Source organism: Cobetia sp. 10Alg 146 (assembly GCF_029846385.1).
GTDB lineage: Bacteria > Pseudomonadota > Gammaproteobacteria > Pseudomonadales > Halomonadaceae > Cobetia > Cobetia marina.
The window spans coordinates 405,933-424,330 of record NZ_JARWKT010000002.1; the positions used below are offsets into that span (position 1 = coordinate 405,933).

At 64.1% G+C, this 18,398-nt stretch carries 17 protein-coding genes; 4 read left to right on the top strand and 13 right to left on the bottom strand.

Annotated elements, in window-relative coordinates:
• Positions 1-59: 59 nt before the first annotated feature.
• Positions 60-1,475: an acetyl-CoA carboxylase biotin carboxylase subunit gene (locus QD172_RS04715; RefSeq protein WP_077371943.1), complete on the bottom strand. Its 1,416-nt coding sequence runs from the start codon at positions 1,473-1,475 to the stop codon at positions 60-62.
• Positions 1,476-1,661: 186 nt separating this feature from the next.
• Here QD172_RS04715 and QD172_RS04720 point away from each other — a divergent pair, with 186 nt between their 5' ends.
• On the top strand, positions 1,662-2,651 hold the full coding sequence (locus QD172_RS04720; RefSeq protein ID WP_077371939.1) for a LysR family transcriptional regulator: 990 nt from the start codon (positions 1,662-1,664) through the stop codon (positions 2,649-2,651).
• Positions 2,652-2,738: 87 nt separating this feature from the next.
• Here the strand turns inward: QD172_RS04720 and lipA are convergent, their stop codons facing one another.
• The 12 genes from lipA to QD172_RS04780 form a co-directional block, all read right to left on the bottom strand.
• Positions 2,739-3,731, bottom strand: coding sequence for a lipoyl synthase (lipA, locus tag QD172_RS04725; RefSeq protein WP_077371936.1), 993 nt, complete (start codon positions 3,729-3,731; stop codon positions 2,739-2,741).
• Complete coding sequence (gene lipB, locus QD172_RS04730) at positions 3,731-4,456, bottom strand: lipoyl(octanoyl) transferase LipB (RefSeq protein ID WP_084209158.1); 726 nt, start codon at positions 4,454-4,456, stop codon at positions 3,731-3,733. Before lipB ends, lipA begins: the two co-directional genes overlap by 1 nt.
• Before the next feature lie 57 nt (positions 4,457-4,513).
• Positions 4,514-4,801: a DUF493 domain-containing protein gene (locus QD172_RS04735; RefSeq protein WP_077371930.1), complete on the bottom strand. Its 288-nt coding sequence runs from the start codon at positions 4,799-4,801 to the stop codon at positions 4,514-4,516.
• A 163-nt stretch (positions 4,802-4,964) separates the two neighbouring features.
• The gene (locus QD172_RS04740) at positions 4,965-6,167 is read right to left on the bottom strand and encodes a D-alanyl-D-alanine carboxypeptidase family protein (RefSeq protein ID WP_084209159.1); all 1,203 of its coding nucleotides are present in this window, start codon (positions 6,165-6,167) and stop codon (positions 4,965-4,967) included.
• A gap of 98 nt (positions 6,168-6,265) precedes the next feature.
• A complete protein-coding gene (locus tag QD172_RS04745; RefSeq protein ID WP_176502791.1) occupies positions 6,266-7,294 on the bottom strand; it encodes a septal ring lytic transglycosylase RlpA family protein in 1,029 nt (342 codons plus the stop codon).
• Complete coding sequence (gene mltB, locus QD172_RS04750; RefSeq protein WP_077371920.1) at positions 7,291-8,331, bottom strand: lytic murein transglycosylase B; 1,041 nt, start codon at positions 8,329-8,331, stop codon at positions 7,291-7,293. Before mltB ends, QD172_RS04745 begins: the two co-directional genes overlap by 4 nt.
• A gap of 73 nt (positions 8,332-8,404) precedes the next feature.
• Entirely contained in the window at positions 8,405-9,553 is a 1,149-nt protein-coding gene (rodA, locus tag QD172_RS04755) for a rod shape-determining protein RodA (RefSeq protein ID WP_077371918.1), read from the bottom strand.
• Positions 9,543-11,495 carry a penicillin-binding protein 2 gene (gene mrdA, locus QD172_RS04760; RefSeq protein ID WP_279855136.1) on the bottom strand — a complete coding sequence of 651 codons (1,953 nt, stop codon included), beginning with the start codon at positions 11,493-11,495 and terminating at the stop codon, positions 9,543-9,545. The genes rodA and mrdA overlap by 11 nt, the downstream gene beginning before the upstream one ends.
• A 42-nt stretch (positions 11,496-11,537) precedes the next feature.
• A complete protein-coding gene (gene rlmH / locus QD172_RS04765) occupies positions 11,538-12,005 on the bottom strand; it encodes a 23S rRNA (pseudouridine(1915)-N(3))-methyltransferase RlmH (RefSeq protein ID WP_077371912.1) in 468 nt (155 codons plus the stop codon).
• A 159-nt stretch (positions 12,006-12,164) separates the two neighbouring features.
• On the bottom strand, positions 12,165-12,524 hold the full coding sequence (rsfS, locus tag QD172_RS04770) for a ribosome silencing factor (protein ID WP_077371908.1): 360 nt from the start codon (positions 12,522-12,524) through the stop codon (positions 12,165-12,167).
• 92 nt (positions 12,525-12,616) lie between these two features.
• Entirely contained in the window at positions 12,617-13,252 is a 636-nt protein-coding gene (nadD, locus tag QD172_RS04775) for a nicotinate-nucleotide adenylyltransferase (protein WP_077371905.1), read from the bottom strand.
• A gap of 194 nt (positions 13,253-13,446) precedes the next feature.
• The gene (locus tag QD172_RS04780) at positions 13,447-14,730 is read right to left on the bottom strand and encodes a glutamate-5-semialdehyde dehydrogenase (RefSeq protein ID WP_136938286.1); all 1,284 of its coding nucleotides are present in this window, start codon (positions 14,728-14,730) and stop codon (positions 13,447-13,449) included.
• A 291-nt stretch (positions 14,731-15,021) separates the two neighbouring features.
• Here QD172_RS04780 and QD172_RS04785 point away from each other — a divergent pair, with 291 nt between their 5' ends.
• Genes QD172_RS04785 through QD172_RS04795 form a run of 3 tightly spaced genes read left to right on the top strand, consistent with a single transcriptional unit; the run spans position 15,022 to position 18,376 of the window.
• Positions 15,022-15,963, top strand: a complete 942-nt coding sequence (locus QD172_RS04785; RefSeq protein WP_279855137.1) for a hypothetical protein — start codon at positions 15,022-15,024, stop codon at positions 15,961-15,963.
• A complete protein-coding gene (locus QD172_RS04790; protein WP_279855138.1) occupies positions 15,963-16,925 on the top strand; it encodes a diguanylate cyclase in 963 nt (320 codons plus the stop codon). The genes QD172_RS04785 and QD172_RS04790 overlap by 1 nt, the downstream gene beginning before the upstream one ends.
• Complete coding sequence (locus tag QD172_RS04795) at positions 16,922-18,376, top strand: bifunctional DedA family/phosphatase PAP2 family protein (RefSeq protein ID WP_279855139.1); 1,455 nt, start codon at positions 16,922-16,924, stop codon at positions 18,374-18,376. Before QD172_RS04790 ends, QD172_RS04795 begins: the two co-directional genes overlap by 4 nt.
• Positions 18,377-18,398: the final 22 nt, after the last annotated feature.

The following is an 18,398-nucleotide window of genomic DNA, read 5'->3' on the forward strand; positions in this document are numbered from 1 at the left end:
CTTGTCATTGTTGGTTGAGGAGTCGGGGGAAGGACTCGAACGGCATGTCAGGGGTGGACTCAGAGACCGGCGTGCGCCGCGATCGCCGCCGCGATCGCCAGTGCCGTCTGTTCCGGCAGGCGCTTGACCGAGTACTGGGTCAGCTCCGGATGCGCCGCCACGAAACCGGTATCGAAGCGCGCGTTGCGGAAGTCCGGATGCTTGAGGATTTCCTGATAGTAAGGCGCGGTGGTCTTGACCCCCTGCAGGCGCATGTCATTGAGGGCGCGTGACCCGCGATTGATGACCTCTTCCCATGTCAGCCCCCACACGATGAGCTTCAGGCACATGGAATCGAAATACGGCGGGATGGTGTAGCCGGTATAGATCGCGGTATCGGTTCGCACGCCAGGCCCGCCGGGGGCGTAGTAACGCGTGATGCGCCCGAAGCTGGGCAGGAAGTCGTTCTTGGGGTCCTCGGCATTGATGCGGAACTGGATGGCATAGCCGTGATGGCGGATGTCTTCCTGACGGAAGGCCAGCTTGTGGCCCCAGGCGATGCGGATCTGCTCGCGCACGATGTCCACGCCGGTGATCGCCTCGCTGATGGTGTGCTCCACCTGGACGCGGGTGTTCATCTCCATGAAGTAGATCTCGTTGCCCTTGACCAGGAACTCCACGGTACCGGCATTGCGATAGCCCACGGCCCGCGCGGCGCGCACCGCCATCTCTCCGACGTAGGAGCGCTGCTCCGGCGTCAGCTGAGGGCTGGGGGCAATCTCGATCAGCTTCTGGTTGCGGCGCTGGATGGAGCAGTCACGCTCGAACAGATGGATCACGTTGTCGTGACTGTCGGCCAGAATCTGGACCTCGATGTGATGCGGGTCGACCACGCAGCGCTCCAGGAAGACATCCGCACTGCCGAAGGCCTTGGTAGCCTCCGAGATCACGCGACCCCAGGCCTGCTTGAGCTGCTGGGCATCATCACAACGCCGGATACCCCGCCCCCCACCACCTGAGGTAGCCTTGAGCATCACCGGATACCCCACCTGTTCCGCCACGCTCAAGGCTTCCTCGACATCGGCCAGATTGCCCTTCGAGCCCGGCGTGACCGGCACGCCAGCCGCCTTCATGGCGGCGCGGGCTTCGGTCTTGTCTCCCATGCGCGCGATGACATCACTGGACGGGCCCACGAAGGCAATGCCCGCCGCTTCGCAGATTCTCGCGAACTCAGCATTCTCGGAAAGGAAACCATAGCCCGGATGAATGGCATCACAGCCTGTCTCGCGGGCCAGATCCACCAGGCGACGGGGGTCCAGGTAGCCGGCCAGCGGGTCTTCGCCGATGAAATGCGCTTCATCGGCACGCTTGACGTGAAGCGAGAAACGATCGGCTTCGGTGTAGACCGCGACAGAGCGGATGTCCATCTCGGCACAGGCGCGTACAATGCGCACTGCGATTTCCCCTCGGTTGGCAATCAGCAACTTGCGGAACATGGTGACTCTCCCTGACGGAACGCGGTGATCTTGTTGTTGACGGCTTGCGTCTGACTCTCCTGCAACCCTGAAGGCTTGCGAGGGCAGTCATGTTCTCAGGCTTTCCACGCTACCCAGCGAGAGACCAATAGAAAAGTTGATATTTTTTTGCCAATCTATAAGCAAAACCTTATGACTGGGTGTGTCATGTCGCGTCCAAATCTGCTAAACCGATTAACTTTCAGACAGTTACAGGTATTTCAGGCTGTCCATCGCCAGCAGTCCTACTCGCGTGCGGCTGAGCAACTCGGACTGACACAGCCCGCCGTCAGTGCCCAGATTCGCCAATTGGAGCAGGCGCTCGAGCAATCGCTGTTCAAATATGCCGGCAAGACGCTGCATATCCTGCCGGCGGCGGATGCGCTGGCAAGCTCGGTACAGTCGATCTTCGGGGAAGTCTCGAGCCTGCAGATGGAGCTGTCGGAAATCGCCGGCACCATCCGTGGCGAGCTGAATCTGGCGGCCGTGTCCACGGCCCAGTATGTGGTGCCCCACATTCTGGCGCGCTTTCGTGCCCGCTACCCGGAAGTCTCGGTGCGCCTGCGCGTCTGTAATCGCGGCCAGGCACTGGAACGCCTCGCCGAGCGACGCGATGACCTGGTGATCATGGGCATGGTGCCCGATGACGCCAACCTGGCCTTCATGCCGATCCTGGACAACGAGCTGATCCCCATCGTCTGGCCCGGCCACCCGCTGCTGGACGTCAAGGGCGTCACGCTGGAGGATCTCGCCCAGTACTACATGCTGATGCGCGAGCCCGGCTCCGGCACGCGTACCGCCTTCGAGGAATTCGCCGCCCGCGAGCGCGTCTCGCTGCGCCATACGCTGGAGCTGGGCTCCAACGAGGCCATCAAGCAGGGCGTGATGGCGCATCTGGGCGTGGCGATCCTGCCGCGGCTGGCCGTCCAGCTGGAGCTGGCCTCCGGCCTGCTGGCCTCGCCGTCCCTGCCGGGCTTCCCGCTCAGACGCTCCTGGTGCACGGTCTATCCCAAGGATCGCTACCCCACGCCGGTCACCGAGCTGTTCCTGCGTTTCGTGCGCGAGCTGCTGCCGGAGCTCAACGCACACTTCAGCGCGCCGATGGAGCCGATTCCCGGGCACAGCGTCGCCTGCCTGCCGCTGGCCACGGAGCAATGACGCTCCACCACACGCCCCTGTGCTCATGAACCAAAAAAACCGCCGCGGAGATGATCTCCGCGGCGGTTTTTTTTGGGCCAGTCCGGCTTATTTCACTTCCACACCATGCGCCTGCTTGTCGGCGTGATAGGAAGAGCGCACCAGCGGACCGGAGGCGACATGCGAGAAGCCCATCTCGCGCGCCTTCTGACCGAGCCAGTCGAAGGTATCCGGGTGGACCCAACGATCGATCGGCAGGTGGCTGCGTGACGGCTGCATGTACTGCCCGAGGGTCAGCATGTCGACGCCGTGATTGCGCAGGTCCTGCATGACCTCGAGCACCTGCTCGTCAGTCTCGCCCACCCCCAGCATCAGACCGGATTTGGTCTTCACTTCCGGGCGACGCTCCTTGTAGCCCTTGAGCAGATCCAGCGACCACTGATAGTCGGCGCCCGGACGCACGCGGCGGTACAGGCTCGGCACGGTCTCCAGATTGTGGTTGAAGACATCCGGCGGCGTCTGCTCGAGCACGTCCAGCGCGACCTGCATGCGGCCACGGAAGTCCGGCACCAGCACTTCGATCTCGGTACCTTCACACTTCTCGCGGATCTCGCGGATGCACTCGGCGATGTGGTTGGAGCCACCGTCACGCAGGTCATCACGGTCAACGGAGGTCACGACGACGTAATTCAGGCGCATCTCGGCGATGGCTTCGGCCAGCTCGCGCGGCTCGTCGGCATTCAGCGCATTGGGACGACCGTGGGCCACGTCACAGAACGGGCAGCGACGGGTACAGATATCGCCCATGATCATGAAGGTCGCGGTGCCGCCGCTGAAGCACTCGCCCAGGTTCGGGCAGGAGGCTTCTTCACACACCGTGTGCAGGCCGTGCTTGCGCAGGGTCTGCTTGATGCGGCTCACCTCAGGGGAGGCAGGCATGCGCACGCGCAGCCAGTCCGGCTTCTTCGGCAAGGTCTCGGTGGGAATCACCTTGACCGGAATGCGAGCGACCTTCTCGGCGCCACGCAGCTTCACGCCACGCTCCTTGCGAGCAGGAGCAGCGGAGGGAGCGGGCTTCGGGGTAGCGGTGGTCTCGGTCATCAGTTCTGTCCTGCTGTTCGAGAAATGTCAGCCAGTGCCGCGGGCAGCCCGCTCACCGGAGTCAGGGTCACGTCCCCCAGGCTTGCGCCCAGACAACGCACCAGGCGGTCACGCTCAGCGGCAAGATCCACCGGCTCGCGCGTCAGGTCGCGTAGCTGGGTCATCGCCATGCCGGCATAGCCGCAGGGATTGATGCGCCCGAAAGGCGCAAGGTCCATGTCCAGATTGATCGCCACGCCATGGAAACTGCATCCACGTCGGATGCGCAACCCCAGCGAGGCAATCTTGGCCTCTTCCATCGAGCGGCGCGGATCATCCATGCGCTGCGCCGATTTCTTCACGTAGACCCCCGGGGCATCGGGGCGTGGATACGCCTCGATGCCGTGCTCGGCCAACGCCGCCACCACCGTCTCTTCCAGCGCAGTGACCAGCTGACGAACGCCGATGCCGCCACGCTTGACGTTGAGCAACGGGTAGAGCACCAGCTGGCCGGGGCCGTGATAGGTCACCTGGCCACCCCGGTCGGTCTGCACCACCGGGATGTCACCCGGCATCAGCAGATGTTCCGGCTTGCCAGCCTGTCCCTGGGTAAAGACGGGGGCGTGCTCCACTACCCACAGCTCATCCGGGGCCTCCGGCGAGCGGGTATCGGTGAAGTCACGCATCGCCGACCACACTTCCTCATACGGCAGCACGCCGAGGTGGTGGACGTGAATCGTGTTCATGCATGCGCTCCTGTGCTCATGGCGCAAGCCAGTGAAGTCGCTCGTCTCACGCGAACGTCACAATACCATGTGGATGCGACCGGTGGCCTTGAGGTCACGGTGCAAGGCATCCAGCTGGTCGGTTCCGGTGGCTCGGATCACCACGCGGATGCTGCGATAGTTGCCGTTCTTGCTGTCCTGCCAGGTGATGGCCGTGGCGTCGAAGCCGGGCGCATGCACTTCCAGGACATTGCAGACCACTTCGACGAGATCTTCGGCGGCATTGCCGACGATCTTGAGGGAGAAATCGCAGGGGAATTCGATCTTGGGGGGTGTCTTCTCACCCGCTTTTGGCGTGTTGGCCATGGGAAAGCCCTTCCAGTGATTCTATTTCCGACCATTCTACTCAACAAAGGGCGATCCGTCAGCCGGATCGCCCTTCGTGAAAGACGCATCCCCGGGTTTCAGGGGCGCGTGGCGGGCACCGTCGCATCACCTTGCTCGCTGGCAAGGGCGGACGGCACCAGCCTCAGTTGAACAGGCCGTGGAAGAACAGCATCAGGGCGTCCCACAGACGCTTGAAGAGACCGCCCTGCTCGACTGATTCCAGGGCAACCAGCGGCTCTTCCGCCAGCACCTTGTCCTCGAGCTTGATCTGCAGGGTGCCGTACTGCTCGCCGACCTGCACCGGTGCCTTGATGGTGTCCTTCAGATCAAGACGGGCGGTCAGCTTGTCGGCCTGGCCACTCGGCAGGGTCAGATAGACTTCCTTGGCCATGCCAAGACGCACCTGATCCTTCTCGCCGCCCCAGACACGGGCCTGATTGAGCACGGCACCCTTGTCATAGAGCTTCTTGCTCTCGAAGTAGCGGAAGCCGTAGGTCAGGAGCTTCTGGGATTCCTGGGCACGCGCCTCTTCGGAGCTGGTACCCATCACCACGCTGATCAGACGCGTGTCTTCCTTCTTGGCAGACGCCACCAGGCAGTAACCCGCTTCATCGGTATGACCGGTCTTCAGGCCGTCGACGTCCTTGTCACGCCACAGCAGCTTGTTGCGATTGGGCTGCTTGATGCCATTCCAGGTGAAGTACTTCTGGGAATAGATCTGATAGTGATCCGGATAGTCGCGGATGATGTGGCGCGCCAGAATCGCGAGATCATGTGCCGTGGAGTAGTGCTCCGCGTGCGGCAGACCGGTGGCGTTCATGTAATGGGTATTGTTCATGCCCAGACGCTTGGCGTGCTGGTTCATCAGGTCGGCGAAGGAGCCCTCGCTGCCGCCGATGTGCTCGGCAAGCGCGACGCTGGCGTCATTGCCTGACTGGATGATCACGCCGTGCAGCAGATCATCGACCGAGACACTGGTGCCCTCGCGAATGAACATGCGCGAGCCGCCGGTCTTCCAGGCGTTGACGCTGATACGCACGTTCTCGTCCGGCGTCAGCTTGCCGTCATCGATTTCATTCTCGACCAGATAGGCCGTCATCATCTTGGTCAGACTTGCCGGCGGCAGACGCTTGTCGGCATTGTGCTCGACCAGGATGCGACCGGAATTGGCATCCATCAGAATCCAGGAGGACGCGGCCAGTTGCGGCGCCGCCGGAATCAGGGTGTCGGCCTCGATGGCCCGGGCCGGCGTGGAGGTGACGCTGGTCAGCAGCGCGATACCGCTGGCCGCCATCAGCCCGGCAAGACGGCGCCGCAATGGAAGAAGTCTGGCTTTCAGGGACATGTTGAAATCTCTTTGACACTCATGCGTTAGCCGGGGCACAAGCCCCGGCCATGTTGCACCCTCGTGGGATGCATGATGGATGCGCCAGATCACCACCGCTAGCGCGGTGCCTGTACGCTGAAGGCGCCGGAGAAGCCGGCATCGGCGATCGCGGACTTGAGCGACTCGATACGCACGCTTTCTTCAAGCGGGCCCACCTGCACCTTGTAAAGATTGCCACTGCCCAGCACTCGGACCGGGCGATCAAGCGCCGCGCTGACGCGCTTGCTGATGCGGTCTGCCGTTTGCAGGTCACTGACCGCCGCCACCTGCAGGAAGCTGGCATCAGCGCCACTGGCCGTGGTGTCGGTCGCGCGCGCCGCAGAGGCTACCACGGGCTTGGCGGCAACGCTCGTGCTGGACGTCTTCGCCGCCACGGAATCGCCGGTTGCGCCCATTTCCTCAAGCCCTGCGATGCCCTGCTCGCGACGCACCGCCTGACTGCGGGCCAGCAGGCGCTCGGACTCGGCCGTGCCCTGGGTCGGGCTCGGTCCCGGCCGCCAGGTGCTGGCATCCAGCGTCTCGACGCGCACATGACCGGTACCATGGCCAAGCATGTCGAGACGCCACGCCGCACTGTAGGACAGGTCAATCAGGCGATCATCATGGAAGGGCCCACGATCGTTGACCTTGACGATGACCTGCTTGCCGTTGTCCAGATTGGTGATTCGCGCGTAGGTCGGCAGCGGCAGCGACTTGTGGGCCGCCGTCATGGTGTACATGTCATAGATCTCGCCGCTGGCGGTGGCGTAGCCATGGAACTTCTTGCCATACCAGGAGGCGGTACCTTCCGCCACGTAGCCGCGCGGGTCATCCATCACATGATAGGTCTTGCCCCACACTTCATACTCGCTGCGGTTGCCGCTGCGCGTATAGGGCTCGGGCTTCGGCACGGCGTCCGGCACCGCGGAGACGTCCGGCGCGTCGTCGGGATAGGCGTCCGAATCCATCTCGTAACGCCCATTCTTGCCCGCCTTCTTGCCCGTGCTCGGCGAAGCACCGTCGCTGACCGTGGTGCCACCACTGCTGGCACAACCGGCCAGCAGGGCAAGCGCCAACGTCAACGGCAGCGCGCGTGACCAGCTCATCCGGCACCCCCATCCTCGAGACGGCGCTTGATCGCCTGGGACAGCTCATTCACGGCCATCGCATACAGATGGCTGTGGTTGTAGCGAGTGATGACGTAGAAGTTGTCATAGCCCACGGCGTAGCGATACCCCTGCTTGAGGTCCAGCGCCAGCGGGATGATCTGGGTATTGCCTGCCACGCCACCCGCGACCTCGACCCCTGCCGCCTCAAGTGCCGAGACGCTCATGTAGGGCTTCTTGGTCTTGTTGAAGGTGACGGAAGACGGCGGAGTACCGGGGCCATCGGCTGCGCTGACGACCGGTGCACCGGCCTTCCAGCCGTGACGGGCGAAATAGTTGCCGACACTGCCGATGGCATCGACGGGGTTGTGCCACAGGTCCCGCACGCCATCGCCATCGAAATCGACGGCATAGGCCTGATAGCTGGTAGGGATGAACTGTGGGTAGCCCATCGCACCGGCATAGGATCCCTTGATGGAGAGCGGGTCGATGCCCTGCTCCAACGTCAGCTGCAGGAAGGCGGACAGCTCACCACGGAAGAACTTGCCACGACGCGGATGATCGAAGGCCAGCGTGGAGAGTGAGTCGATCACGCGGTGGGTGCCGGTGTGCTTGCCGAAGAAGGTCTCGACGCCAATGATGGCGGCGATGACTTCCGGCGGCACGCCATATTCGGCCTGGGCGCGATCGAAGGTCTCGCGATGCTCGGCGATGAACTTCACGCCGGCCTCGATGCGAGATTCCTTCATGAAGATGGCGCGGTACTGGTCCCAGCGCAGGTGCCCTTCCGCCGGGCGCGACATGGCATCCAGCACTTTCTGGCTGTAATCGGCCTGATTCATCAGCTCGGTCACGCGAGCGCGATCCAGCCCCTTGGCCACCAGCTCATCCACCAGCTTGGCCGTCTCCGGGTGAGTGGCGGGAGCAAAGCCATCCGGCGCCGCCATGGCCGCCCCTGACATGCCCAGCAACGGCGCGATCATCAGGGCTGCGCCCCAGTGCTTCAGACGCCGCCCACGTGCGTTAATCACCGTCATCGACTCTCTCCTTGCCTGTCTGCGGGCGTCGGCCCGCGAATGTCCTTGCCATCCGGTAGCTGCAAAGGCCGCGTCAACGCGACAGCAGGCGCCGGTGGGTATGAATGCTCATGAGAATACCGAAGCCCGCCAGCAAGGTCACGCTGGAGGTCCCACCATAACTGACCAGCGGCAGCGGAACGCCCACCACCGGGAGAATGCCTGACACCATGCCGATGTTGACGAACACATAGACGAAGAAGGTCAGGATGATGGCTCCCCCTGTCAGGCGCGCGAAGCTGTCCTGACCATGGTTGGCCATCACCAGCCCGCGCAGCACGATCAACACGTAGAGGGCGAGGAAGAAACTCATGCCCAGAAGCCCCAGTTCCTCCCCGATCACCGCGACGATGAAGTCGGTATGCCGCTCAGGCAGAAATTCAAGCTGCGATTGGGTCCCCAGGGTATAGCCCTTGCCCAGCAAGCCTCCGGAGCCGATGGCGGTCTTGGACTGGATGATGTTCCAGCCGGCTCCCAGCGGGTCGGACTCCGGATTCAGGAAGGTCAGCACACGCCGGCGTTGATAGTCATGCATCACCATCCACAGAAGCGGCAGCGCCGAGGCGATCAACGCCCCGAAGAAGGCGATCAGTTTCCAGGAGAGTCCCGCCAGCAGGATGACGAAGACCCCGGCCGCCGCGACCAGCAGCGAGGTTCCCAGATCCGGCTGCCGGGCGATCAGCAGCACCGGCGTGACGATGATCACCCCACAGATGACCAGATCGCGCCAGCGTGGCGGCAGCGGCCGCTGCCCCAGCCAGCAGGCGACCATCATCGGCATCGCCAGCTTCATGAGCTCCGACGGCTGGAAGCGCACGACGCCGGGAATCACCAGCCAGCGCTGGGCCCCCATCCCGACATCCCCCAGTACCTCCACCGCCACCAGCATCAGGAAACCGCCGCCGTAGGCGACAGGTGCCCAGCGGTACAGCGTGCTCGGAGAGAGCTGCGCCAGGCCGATCATGACCCCCAGCGCCAACGCCTGACGTGACGCCTGGCGCAGCGTGAAATCGATATCCTGACCGCTGGCGCTGTAGAGCACGATCAGACCGCACCCCAGCACGATCAGCAGCAGCAGCAGCAGCCAGGGGTCCAGATGGATCCGCTCCCACAGACTGGTGCGACGCCGGCGATTGAGCTCGCCTCCCACGCTGCGCATCGAGCGCTGATAATCAGTCGGCATCATTGACTCCTGCAGGGGTTGCGCTCTGCTCGGACTGCGCCGCCGTCTCTTCCAGGGCCGCCGCCAGCGTCAGGGCGGCATCACGGGCGACAGGATCAATGCGCGGCAACAACCAGTAATCCGTGATGGCACGTGCCATGGGGCCGGCCACCGAGCTTCCGCCCTGACCGTTCTCCACCACCACGGACACGGCGATCTCGGGATTCTCGACCGGCGCGAACGCCGCAAACAGGGCATGGTCGCGCAGACGCTCCGCCAGCTCGTGACCGTTGTACTTCTGGTCCTGCCCCAGGGTGAAGACCTGCGCCGTACCGGACTTGCCGGCCATGCGATACTTGAGCCCGGGACCGACGTACTTGCGCGCCGTGCCCTCGCGGCCATTGACCACGCCCTCAAGCGCGCCGATGACCTCGTCCCACCAGGCCGGATTCTCCACCACCACGTCAGGCTTCTCTTCGCTGCGCGGCAACAGCACCGTCTCATCGCCGATGCGCTTGGCCAGATGAGGCGTCACATGCCGGCCACGATTGGCCAGCACCGCCTCGGCGGAGGCGAGCTGCAGGGGCGTCGTCAACCAGTAGCCCTGGCCGATCCCGATGGAGATGGTCTCGCCGGGATACCAGGGCTTGTCGTAGCGATTGCGCTTCCATTCCTTGGACGGCATCAACCCCGGCAAGGCACCCTGCACGTCCAGCGCGGTCTGCTCACCGAACCCGAACTTGTGCATGTACTCGCTGATGCGATCGATGCCCAGCCGATAGGCGACATTGTAGAAGTAGGTGTCATTGGAGACGGCGATACCGCGCCGCATGTTGACTCGTCCATGCCCCCAGCGCAGCCAGTTGCGATACTTGTGGCTGTCATTGGGCAGCTGGAAATACCCCGGGTCGAAGAAGGTGGTCTGCGGCGTGATGACACCATTGTCCAGCCCCGCCAGCGACATGAAGGGCTTGACCGTCGAGGCAGGCGGATACTGTCCCCGTATCGCCCGATTGAACAGCGGCAGGTCGATGTCGGACTGCAACGCACGGTAACTCTTGACGCTGATGCCGGTGACGAACTCGTTGGAATCAAAGCCCGGCACCGAGGCCATGGCGAGGATCTCGCCGCTCTCCGGCTCGATGGCCACGATCGCCCCACGGCGCCCCTTGAGCAGTCGATAGGCCAGATCCTGCAGGCCACGGTCGATGGTCAGCGTCAAGTCCTTGCCGGGCTGCGGGTCGATACGCGACAGCTCACGCAGCACGCGGCCGCGCGCATTGGTTTCCACCTTGCGCAGCCCGGCCTGACCATGCAGCGCCTCTTCATAGAAGCGCTCGATCCCGGTCTTGCCGATGAAGTGCGTTCCCGAATAGTTGCCCTTGTCGAGGGTCTTGAGCTCCGCCTGATTGATGCGCCCGACATAGCCCAGCGTATGCGAGAGCGGCTTGGCATCCGGGTAGTAACGCAGCAGCTGGGCCTCGACCTCGACACCTGGCAGGCGATAGCGATTGACCGCCAGACGCGCGATCTGCTCCTGGCTCAGCTCACTCATCAACAGGGCTGGCTGATAGGGGCGCTGTCGCTGACGCGAGCGTTCCTTGAAGTCTTCGATTTCATCAGGGGGGAGATCGAGAATCTCGACCAGACGCTCAAGCGTCGTCTCCAGATCACCGGCGCGTTCGCGCACGATGGTCAGGTTGTAATTGGGGCGATTCTCGGCAAGCAGACGACCGTTGCGGTCATAGATCAGGCCGCGCGTCGGCGGCAGGGGTTCGACACGCACACGGTTCTTGTCCGAGCGCGTGGTATAGATATCGTGTTCCACGACCTGAAGAAAGACCAGCCGTGCCAGCAGGCAACCGGCCAGCACCAGCACCAGGCCGGCGGCCACGATACTGCGAAGGCGAAAGATCCGCACTTCCTGTTGGGGATTCTTGATCGTCGCCCGGCGTTGGCGCATGGCGGGTCTCGCAACTCGTGTCTTGTCGCAAGCGGCAGGCGCTTAACGGTGATAAGGATGCCCGACCAGCAGTGTCCAGGCGCGGTAGAGCTGCTCCGCCAATACGATGCGCACCAGCGGGTGCGGCAGGGTCAGCGCGGAGAGCGACCAGCGCTGATCCGCGCGGGCCAGCAGGCGTGGATCGAGCCCGTCAGGACCGCCGATCAGGATGGCCACATCGCGACCGCCCAGGCGCCAGTCATCGGCGTGCTGAGCCAGCTGCTCCGTGCTCCACGACTTACCTAGGACATCAAGGGCGACAACATGTTCATTTCCCTTGAGTTTTTCGAGCATCCGATCACCTTCACTGGCCATGGCACGGGCAATGTCCGCGTTCTTGCCACGGTTTCCGGGCGCCAGTTCGATGAATTCGAGGGAAAAGTCTCTTGGCATGCGCTTGAGATATTCCCGGCTACCCTTCTCCACCCAGTCAGGCATCTTCTGCCCGACCGCCAGTACTCGGATCTTCATGTCCTGTCCCGTGTCGTCAGTGGCCAACGGGCATGCCCGCTGACCCTCTCCTTCCGTCCAACCACCACGGGCCCGCCCTGTCAGCATGCTGCCCGCAACCGGCGCCGGTGGCACCGCCGTGCCGCATCACTCCGCCTCTTGAGGCAGGCAAGAGCGGAATCAGCTGCGCTGTTCGAACTCTTCGCTCGTCTCGCGGGGCAGATCGCTCCACAGGCGCTCGAGGTCATACAGGGCACGGGTTTCGGCCAGCATGACGTGGACGACGACATCGCCCAGATCCAGCAACACCCAGTCGGAACCGTTGTCGCCTTCGCAACCCAGCGGCTTGACGCCGGCTTCTTTCACCGTGACCTGCACATTGTTGGCCAGAGCGGCGATATGACGGCTGGAAGTCCCCGTCGCGATCACCATGACATCGGTGACGCTGGTCAGCTTGGAGACATCGATCTCGCTGATTTCCTGGGCCTTGAGGTCGTCAAGGGCGTCGATCACCAGGTTTTTAAGAGCTTCGGTCTGCATGATTCCTCGGAAGTTTGTTCGGCAGGGGGCGCATTCTACCCGTTGGTGATGCGCTCGCCTATGGGCATCGTCAATCTACGCGTCACGAACCCTCACTCACAGGGCGGGCAGTAAAGCGACCGGGCCTCGATATGGCGGATGACCGTCTCGGGCAGCAGGTAGCGCACGCTATCCCCCAGCGCGAGCCGCTCGCGCACGAAGGTCGCGCTGATCGCCATGCGGGTCGGCAATGACAACCGCAGCAACAGGCCGCCGGGACGCGCCATCAGCTCGGCCACCGTCTGCACTTCCCGCCCCTCGATCAAGGCCTTCAACGCCTCTGGCAGAGGAGCATCATGATCAGGGCGCTCGATCACCACGACATGGGCATCATCGAACAATCGCTCGGCGGCATGCCATTCGCCAAGCTTGAGAAAGGCATCATGGCCGATGGCCATCACCAGCCGCGCCTGAGGGCCATATTCGCCGCGCAGGCTCGCCAGGGTGTCGGCACTGTAGGACGGCCCATCCCGGAAAAGCTCGCGGGCGTCCGCCTTGAGCCCCGGCTCACCGGCAATCGCGGCCTCCAGCATGGCCAGACGCTCCTCACTGCTCACCCCGGGTGCGGCACGATGTGGCGGCTGATGGCAGGGAATCATCAACACATGATCCAGGCCCAGCGCCTCACGCAGTTCGATGGCGCTGCGAAGGTGCCCGTGGTGTACCGGGTCGAAGGTGCCCCCGAGCATCGCCACCCGGGGGACCGGCCCGAGACAGCCCTCGAAGCCGGGCTGTGGCTTCTCGTCAGGCAGAGTGTCGCAGGCCTCCCCACCCGGCTGTGTGGCAGGTTCGCGCTGCGCGGCGTCGCCGTCGACATTCAGCGGGCGCTGGCTATCGTCCAGCGCCCGTGGCGATGCGCTGACCGAGGAAGGATCTGGAGATCTCACTGACGAATCTGCCCATCGCCGAACACGACATACTTGCGTGTGGTGAGCCCTTCCAGCCCCACGGGCCCGCGAGCGTGCAGCTTGTCGGTGGAAATGCCGATCTCGGCACCCAATCCGTATTCGAAGCCATCGGCAAAGCGGGTGGAGGCATTGACCATCACGGAGCTGGAATCCACTTCGGCCATGAACCGGCGCGCCAGCGCATAGTTGTCGGTGATGATGGCTTCGGTATGCCCGGAGCTGTGACGCTCGATATGCGCCATCGCCGCTTCCACGCCCTCGACGACCCGAATCGCCAGAATCGGTGCCAGATACTCGGTATCCCAGTCCTGATCCGTGGCGGCCACGGCCTCGGACAGGATGTCACAGGTGCGTTCACAGCCACGAATCTCGACCTCATGGACCGCCAGACGCTCGGCGATGCGCGGCAGCACCTCGGCCGCGACAGCCGCATCCACCAGCAGGGTCTCCATGGTGTTGCAGGTACCGTAACGGTGTGTCTTGGCGTTCTCGGCGATGCTCACCGCCATGTCGAGATCTGCCGTGGCGTCGATATAGACGTGGCAGATACCGTCGAGATGCTTGATGACCGGCACGCGCGCCTCATTGGTGATGCGCTCGACCAGACTCTTGCCCCCACGCGGGATGATGACATCGACGTACTCGGGCATCGCGATCAGACGGCCCACCGCGGCACGGTCCGTGGTGGCCACCACCTGCACCGCCGTCGCCGGCAGCCCGGCCGCCACCAGCGCCTCGCGGATGATCTCACCCAGCGCACGGTTGCTGGACGCCGCTTCGGAACCACCACGCAGGATGCAGGCATTGCCGGACTTGAGGCACAGGCTGGCGGCTTCGATGGTGACGTTGGGCCGTGATTCGAAGATGATGCCGATCACGCCCAGCGGCACACGCATGTGACCGACCTGGATGCCGCTGGGGCGATATTTCAGGCCATCGATCTCACCGACCGGGTCCGGCAGGGCCGCGACCTGCTCGAGCCCCTCGATCATGGCGTCGATACGCGCCGGCGTGAGGGCGAGGCGGTCGACCATCGCCTCCGACAGGCCATTGTCACGCGCTCGCGTCAGGTCATCGGCATTGGCGGCGGTCAGCGACTCGCGGCGCTCGTCGATCAGTCGTGCCATGATCTGCAGCGCCCGGTTCTTGAGGCCGCTGTCGACACGACGCATCACCACGCTCGCCGCGCGGGCATCGCCGCCCAGACCGTTCATGTAAGCCACGACGTCCGTGGTGTCGTGCTTGCCCAGCTCGCTCATGTGCCTTGTCTCATTCGTAGAAAGATGTAGGAAAGTGCCTTCCGCCCGCTCTGGCGACTGTGGATCAGCCGAGGGAGGGGCGAAGCGAAAGCGCCGGATCACCTCGACACTTCGGAAAATCATGGTTTGGGGTATGCTGGCCCGTATCAGCGCCCGGCAGAGCCGGGACAGGCAGGCGGCATCACGCTCGCACATCCTGTCATGGCATGGCTCAATGCGCTGCGCCCCATCCGACCGGGGAGTCTGGTCGGATTCATGTCATCCACGGGAAAGGTGCCAATATAAGTCACCATGGAGATCAAGTTCAAAGTCCGGGTTAGTCAGTTCATCTGTCTGCTCGGCTCTGTGCTGTTGCTGCTGGAAGCGGCGCGCCAGATCAGCCTCGCCCTGACCATCACCGGACTGCTGCTGGCCATCGGCGGCACCTTGCTGCTGGTGGTCTCCCTGGCGCACGAACTCTTCACGCTGGGCTGGTTCCGGACCACGGCCATGCTCAGCGTGGCGGTGATCATGGCGCTGCTGGTGCTGCTGGCACCCGAGCAGCACATGATGTGGCTATGGGGGTTTGCCGTGCTGCTGCTCTATCCGCGCCCCGCGTGGCTGGCGCCGGCCTGCGCCATCATCGGGCTGATCACCACTTGGCTGGCACTCACGCCGCTGGGCAGTGACTGGCTGAGCCTTGGCATCGGCATCACGGCCACCTTGATGGCGCTGGGCGCCATCGCCGGTCAGCGTCAGCAGGAGGTCTGGCGTCAGCTGGAGCGGCGCGGTCGCCGTGACGCGAATCGTGCCATCTGGTCACAATACCAGCTGCTCCGGGATCTGCCGCGGGAAATTTCCCGGGCAGATCGTGAAGACATCCACATCGAGCTGATCCTGCTGGAGCCAGCCACGCCCACCCGCCTCACGCGTCGCCGTCTGCTGAATACGCTGGACAGCGCGGCGCTGCCCCATGAGACACGCTATCAGCTTGACGACGGCTGCCTGGCGTTGCTGTTGGTGGCACGCAGCGAACACGCTGCCAACCTGCGGCGCCGGCAGCTCATGGAGCATCTCGCCATGCCAGTGCGGGCACGGGTCCAGCCGCTGAACGATACCGAGGCCGACCATCTCGATCTGCAGGCGGCGAGCGCCAACCTCAGCGAGGAGCGCGAGCCGATCACTCACCTGCCCGCGCTCCCCTCCCGAAAGGCGGCACTCGCCGACACCCCCCAGGCGGAGGCTGAAGACTGATGTCATCGTCAACGACGGCCACGCGCGCCAGAGAGCGCCGCCGGCTGGCCAATCGCAAGACCCTGATCATGCTGCTGGCGACCCTGGTGCTGGCCACCTACGCGCTCTGGCGTTATCTGGTCGGGGACTACTCCCACATCCTGACACCGGTGCTGGCCACCTTGCTGATGGGGATCGCGACCGCTCTGCACCTCCTGGATGAAGAGCAGCCGCTTCCCGCCTATCTGGCGCTGATCGGCGGTTACCTGATGCTGGCGCTGGAGGCCCCCAGCGCGCACATCGGAATGTCGCTGTGGCTGGGATTGCCGAGCATCCTGACGCTGCTGCTGCTGCCATTGGCGCCGGCGATGCTCTTGAACGTGGTACTGGCCCCGCTGTGGCTATGGCTGCTGGGTCAGCCGGATGACAACTTCGGCGAGGTACTGCGCTATATCTGCCTGCTGCTGGTCGCCAGCCAGCCCTTCGTGATCAACAACCTGCAGTCAGGTGTCATGCGCATGACCGCCAGCGAGGAAGTCGAGTGCAATGCCTACAATGCGCGCACCGGCCAGCAGCGGCTGACCAGCGAGGCCGCACGCGCCAGTGCGCTGGAGCAGCCGTTGAGCATCCTGGTCATCTACCTGCCGCAGCTGGAGATGCTCGGTGAGCAATTCGGGGAAGACCGCCGCATCGAGTGTCTCTCCTCGGCCTGCGATGTCATGCAGGGCATCTCGCGTCAGGGCGATCTGCTGTGTCGCAGTGACAAGGCCACGTTCTGGCTGATGCTCCCCAATACCGGCGAGGCCGGCGCCCTGATCATGCGTGAACGCCTGACGGCCGCCCTGGCGGCGACGACACAGCCCGAGACCGGCTCGATCATCGCTCACGCTCGTCTCGTCAACTACAAGGCGGGCGACACGGTACAGAAACTCGAACAACGCCTGCTGGCCGCCCAACTCACCCTGATGGACCTCAATGAATGAGCAACACCCTTGCCACACTGACTCACTGGCTGGACCCCACCTCCCTGATGGCCACGCTGAGCGAGCACCCCGTGGCGCTGATTGTCATCATCGGCTTCATCTCCCTGCTCGAATCCCTCGCCATCGTCGGACTGCTGGTCCCCGGCGTGGTCATGCTGACGGCCGGCGCCTCGCTGGCGGGGCACCTTGAGCTTTCCCTGCCACTGGTGCTGCTTTCCGGTGCGCTGGGGGCCGTGATCGGCGATGGCGTGAGCTTCTGGCTCGGCGTCCATCATCGGGATCAGTTACCGCAACGCTGGCCCTTCTCGCGCCACCCCGAATGGATCGAACACGGTCAGCGCTTCTTCCATCGTCACGGCAGCTGGTCGATCGCCTTCGGGCGTTTCGTCGGCCCGGTACGCCCGATCATCCCGCTGGTCGCGGGCATGCTGGACATGCCGGCCTCGCGCTTCTTCATGGTCAATGGTCTCTCGGCACTGGCGTGGTCTCCCGCCTATCTGTTGCCGGGCTACCTGCTGGGCCAGACCTGGCAAGCTCTGTTCACGCTGCCGCCGGGCGCCAACGGCCTGCTGATCGGCCTGGCCAGCGGCCTGATCGCCTGCGCCTTTGCCTTCTCCTTTCTGCGCCGCCAGCTGGGCCGCGAAGGCCGCCTCTATCACTGGCTGGCGCGCCGCATGCGTCGCTCGGCATCCGGCCGTCGCCTGTGGTGGCAGCTGCGCCACCCCGACCCGGAAGGCGAGTTCCCGCTGGCCTCGATGGCACTGCTGGTCTTTGCCGTCATCAGCGTGCCCGCGATGAGTCTGGCGGCACTCGCTCACCCCGGGCCCTGGCAGATCGACGTCGTCGCGGCCTCGCTCGCCGACAGACTCCACACCCTGCTGCCCGAGAACCTTCTGCACCAGGCCAGCCTGTGGCTGTCGCAGCTCGGCGATGGCACGGGGCTAGCGGCACTCGTGGCGCCCTGGCTCGTGTGGCTGGCACTCACGCGCCGCCATGCGATATGGATCCATCTGAGCGCCGCCTGGGTCGGCATCGCCTGCGCCAATACCGTGCTCAAGTATCTGATCCAGCGCCCCCGTCCGGACACTCCCGCCTTCCTCGAGGGCTCGATGTCGTTCCCCAGTGCCCACACGGCCGGTGCCGTCGCGGTATTCGGCCTGGCAGCCGCCTTCATCGCCGAACGGCAACCCTCTCCACGCCGACGCTGGATCTACTGGAGCGCCATCATCGCCTGTAGCGTGATCGGGCTGTCTCGCATCTTCCTCGGCGTGCACTATCTGAGCGATATCCTGGGCGGCGCCTGTCTGGGACTGCTGGCGTGTGCTCTGGTGCGCATCAGCTACCCTGCCTTCGTCCAGCAACCCTGCCCCTCGCCGACCGCCCCCGTGGTGTGGTTGAGCCTGGCGAGTCTGGGTCTGCTGACGGCGCGCCTGCTGTGGCTGCCGCTCTAGACCGTCATTCACGATCGACCCT

Coding starts and splice junctions, on each gene's coding strand:
- QD172_RS04715 (WP_077371943.1), bottom strand. CDS start 1,475: ATGTTCCGCAAGTTGCTGATTGCCAACCGAGGGGAAATCGCAGTGCGC.
- QD172_RS04720 (WP_077371939.1), top strand. CDS start 1,662: ATGTCGCGTCCAAATCTGCTAAACCGATTAACTTTCAGACAGTTACAG.
- lipA (WP_077371936.1), bottom strand. CDS start 3,731: ATGACCGAGACCACCGCTACCCCGAAGCCCGCTCCCTCCGCTGCTCCT.
- lipB (WP_084209158.1), bottom strand. CDS start 4,456: ATGAACACGATTCACGTCCACCACCTCGGCGTGCTGCCGTATGAGGAA.
- QD172_RS04735 (WP_077371930.1), bottom strand. CDS start 4,801: ATGGCCAACACGCCAAAAGCGGGTGAGAAGACACCCCCCAAGATCGAA.
- QD172_RS04740 (WP_084209159.1), bottom strand. CDS start 6,167: ATGTCCCTGAAAGCCAGACTTCTTCCATTGCGGCGCCGTCTTGCCGGG.
- QD172_RS04745 (WP_176502791.1), bottom strand. CDS start 7,294: ATGAGCTGGTCACGCGCGCTGCCGTTGACGTTGGCGCTTGCCCTGCTG.
- mltB (WP_077371920.1), bottom strand. CDS start 8,331: ATGACGGTGATTAACGCACGTGGGCGGCGTCTGAAGCACTGGGGCGCA.
- rodA (WP_077371918.1), bottom strand. CDS start 9,553: ATGCCGACTGATTATCAGCGCTCGATGCGCAGCGTGGGAGGCGAGCTC.
- mrdA (WP_279855136.1), bottom strand. CDS start 11,495: ATGCGCCAACGCCGGGCGACGATCAAGAATCCCCAACAGGAAGTGCGG.
- rlmH (WP_077371912.1), bottom strand. CDS start 12,005: ATGAAGATCCGAGTACTGGCGGTCGGGCAGAAGATGCCTGACTGGGTG.
- rsfS (WP_077371908.1), bottom strand. CDS start 12,524: ATGCAGACCGAAGCTCTTAAAAACCTGGTGATCGACGCCCTTGACGAC.
- nadD (WP_077371905.1), bottom strand. CDS start 13,252: ATGCTCGGGGGCACCTTCGACCCGGTACACCACGGGCACCTTCGCAGC.
- QD172_RS04780 (WP_136938286.1), bottom strand. CDS start 14,730: ATGAGCGAGCTGGGCAAGCACGACACCACGGACGTCGTGGCTTACATG.
- QD172_RS04785 (WP_279855137.1), top strand. CDS start 15,022: ATGGAGATCAAGTTCAAAGTCCGGGTTAGTCAGTTCATCTGTCTGCTC.
- QD172_RS04790 (WP_279855138.1), top strand. CDS start 15,963: ATGTCATCGTCAACGACGGCCACGCGCGCCAGAGAGCGCCGCCGGCTG.
- QD172_RS04795 (WP_279855139.1), top strand. CDS start 16,922: ATGAGCAACACCCTTGCCACACTGACTCACTGGCTGGACCCCACCTCC.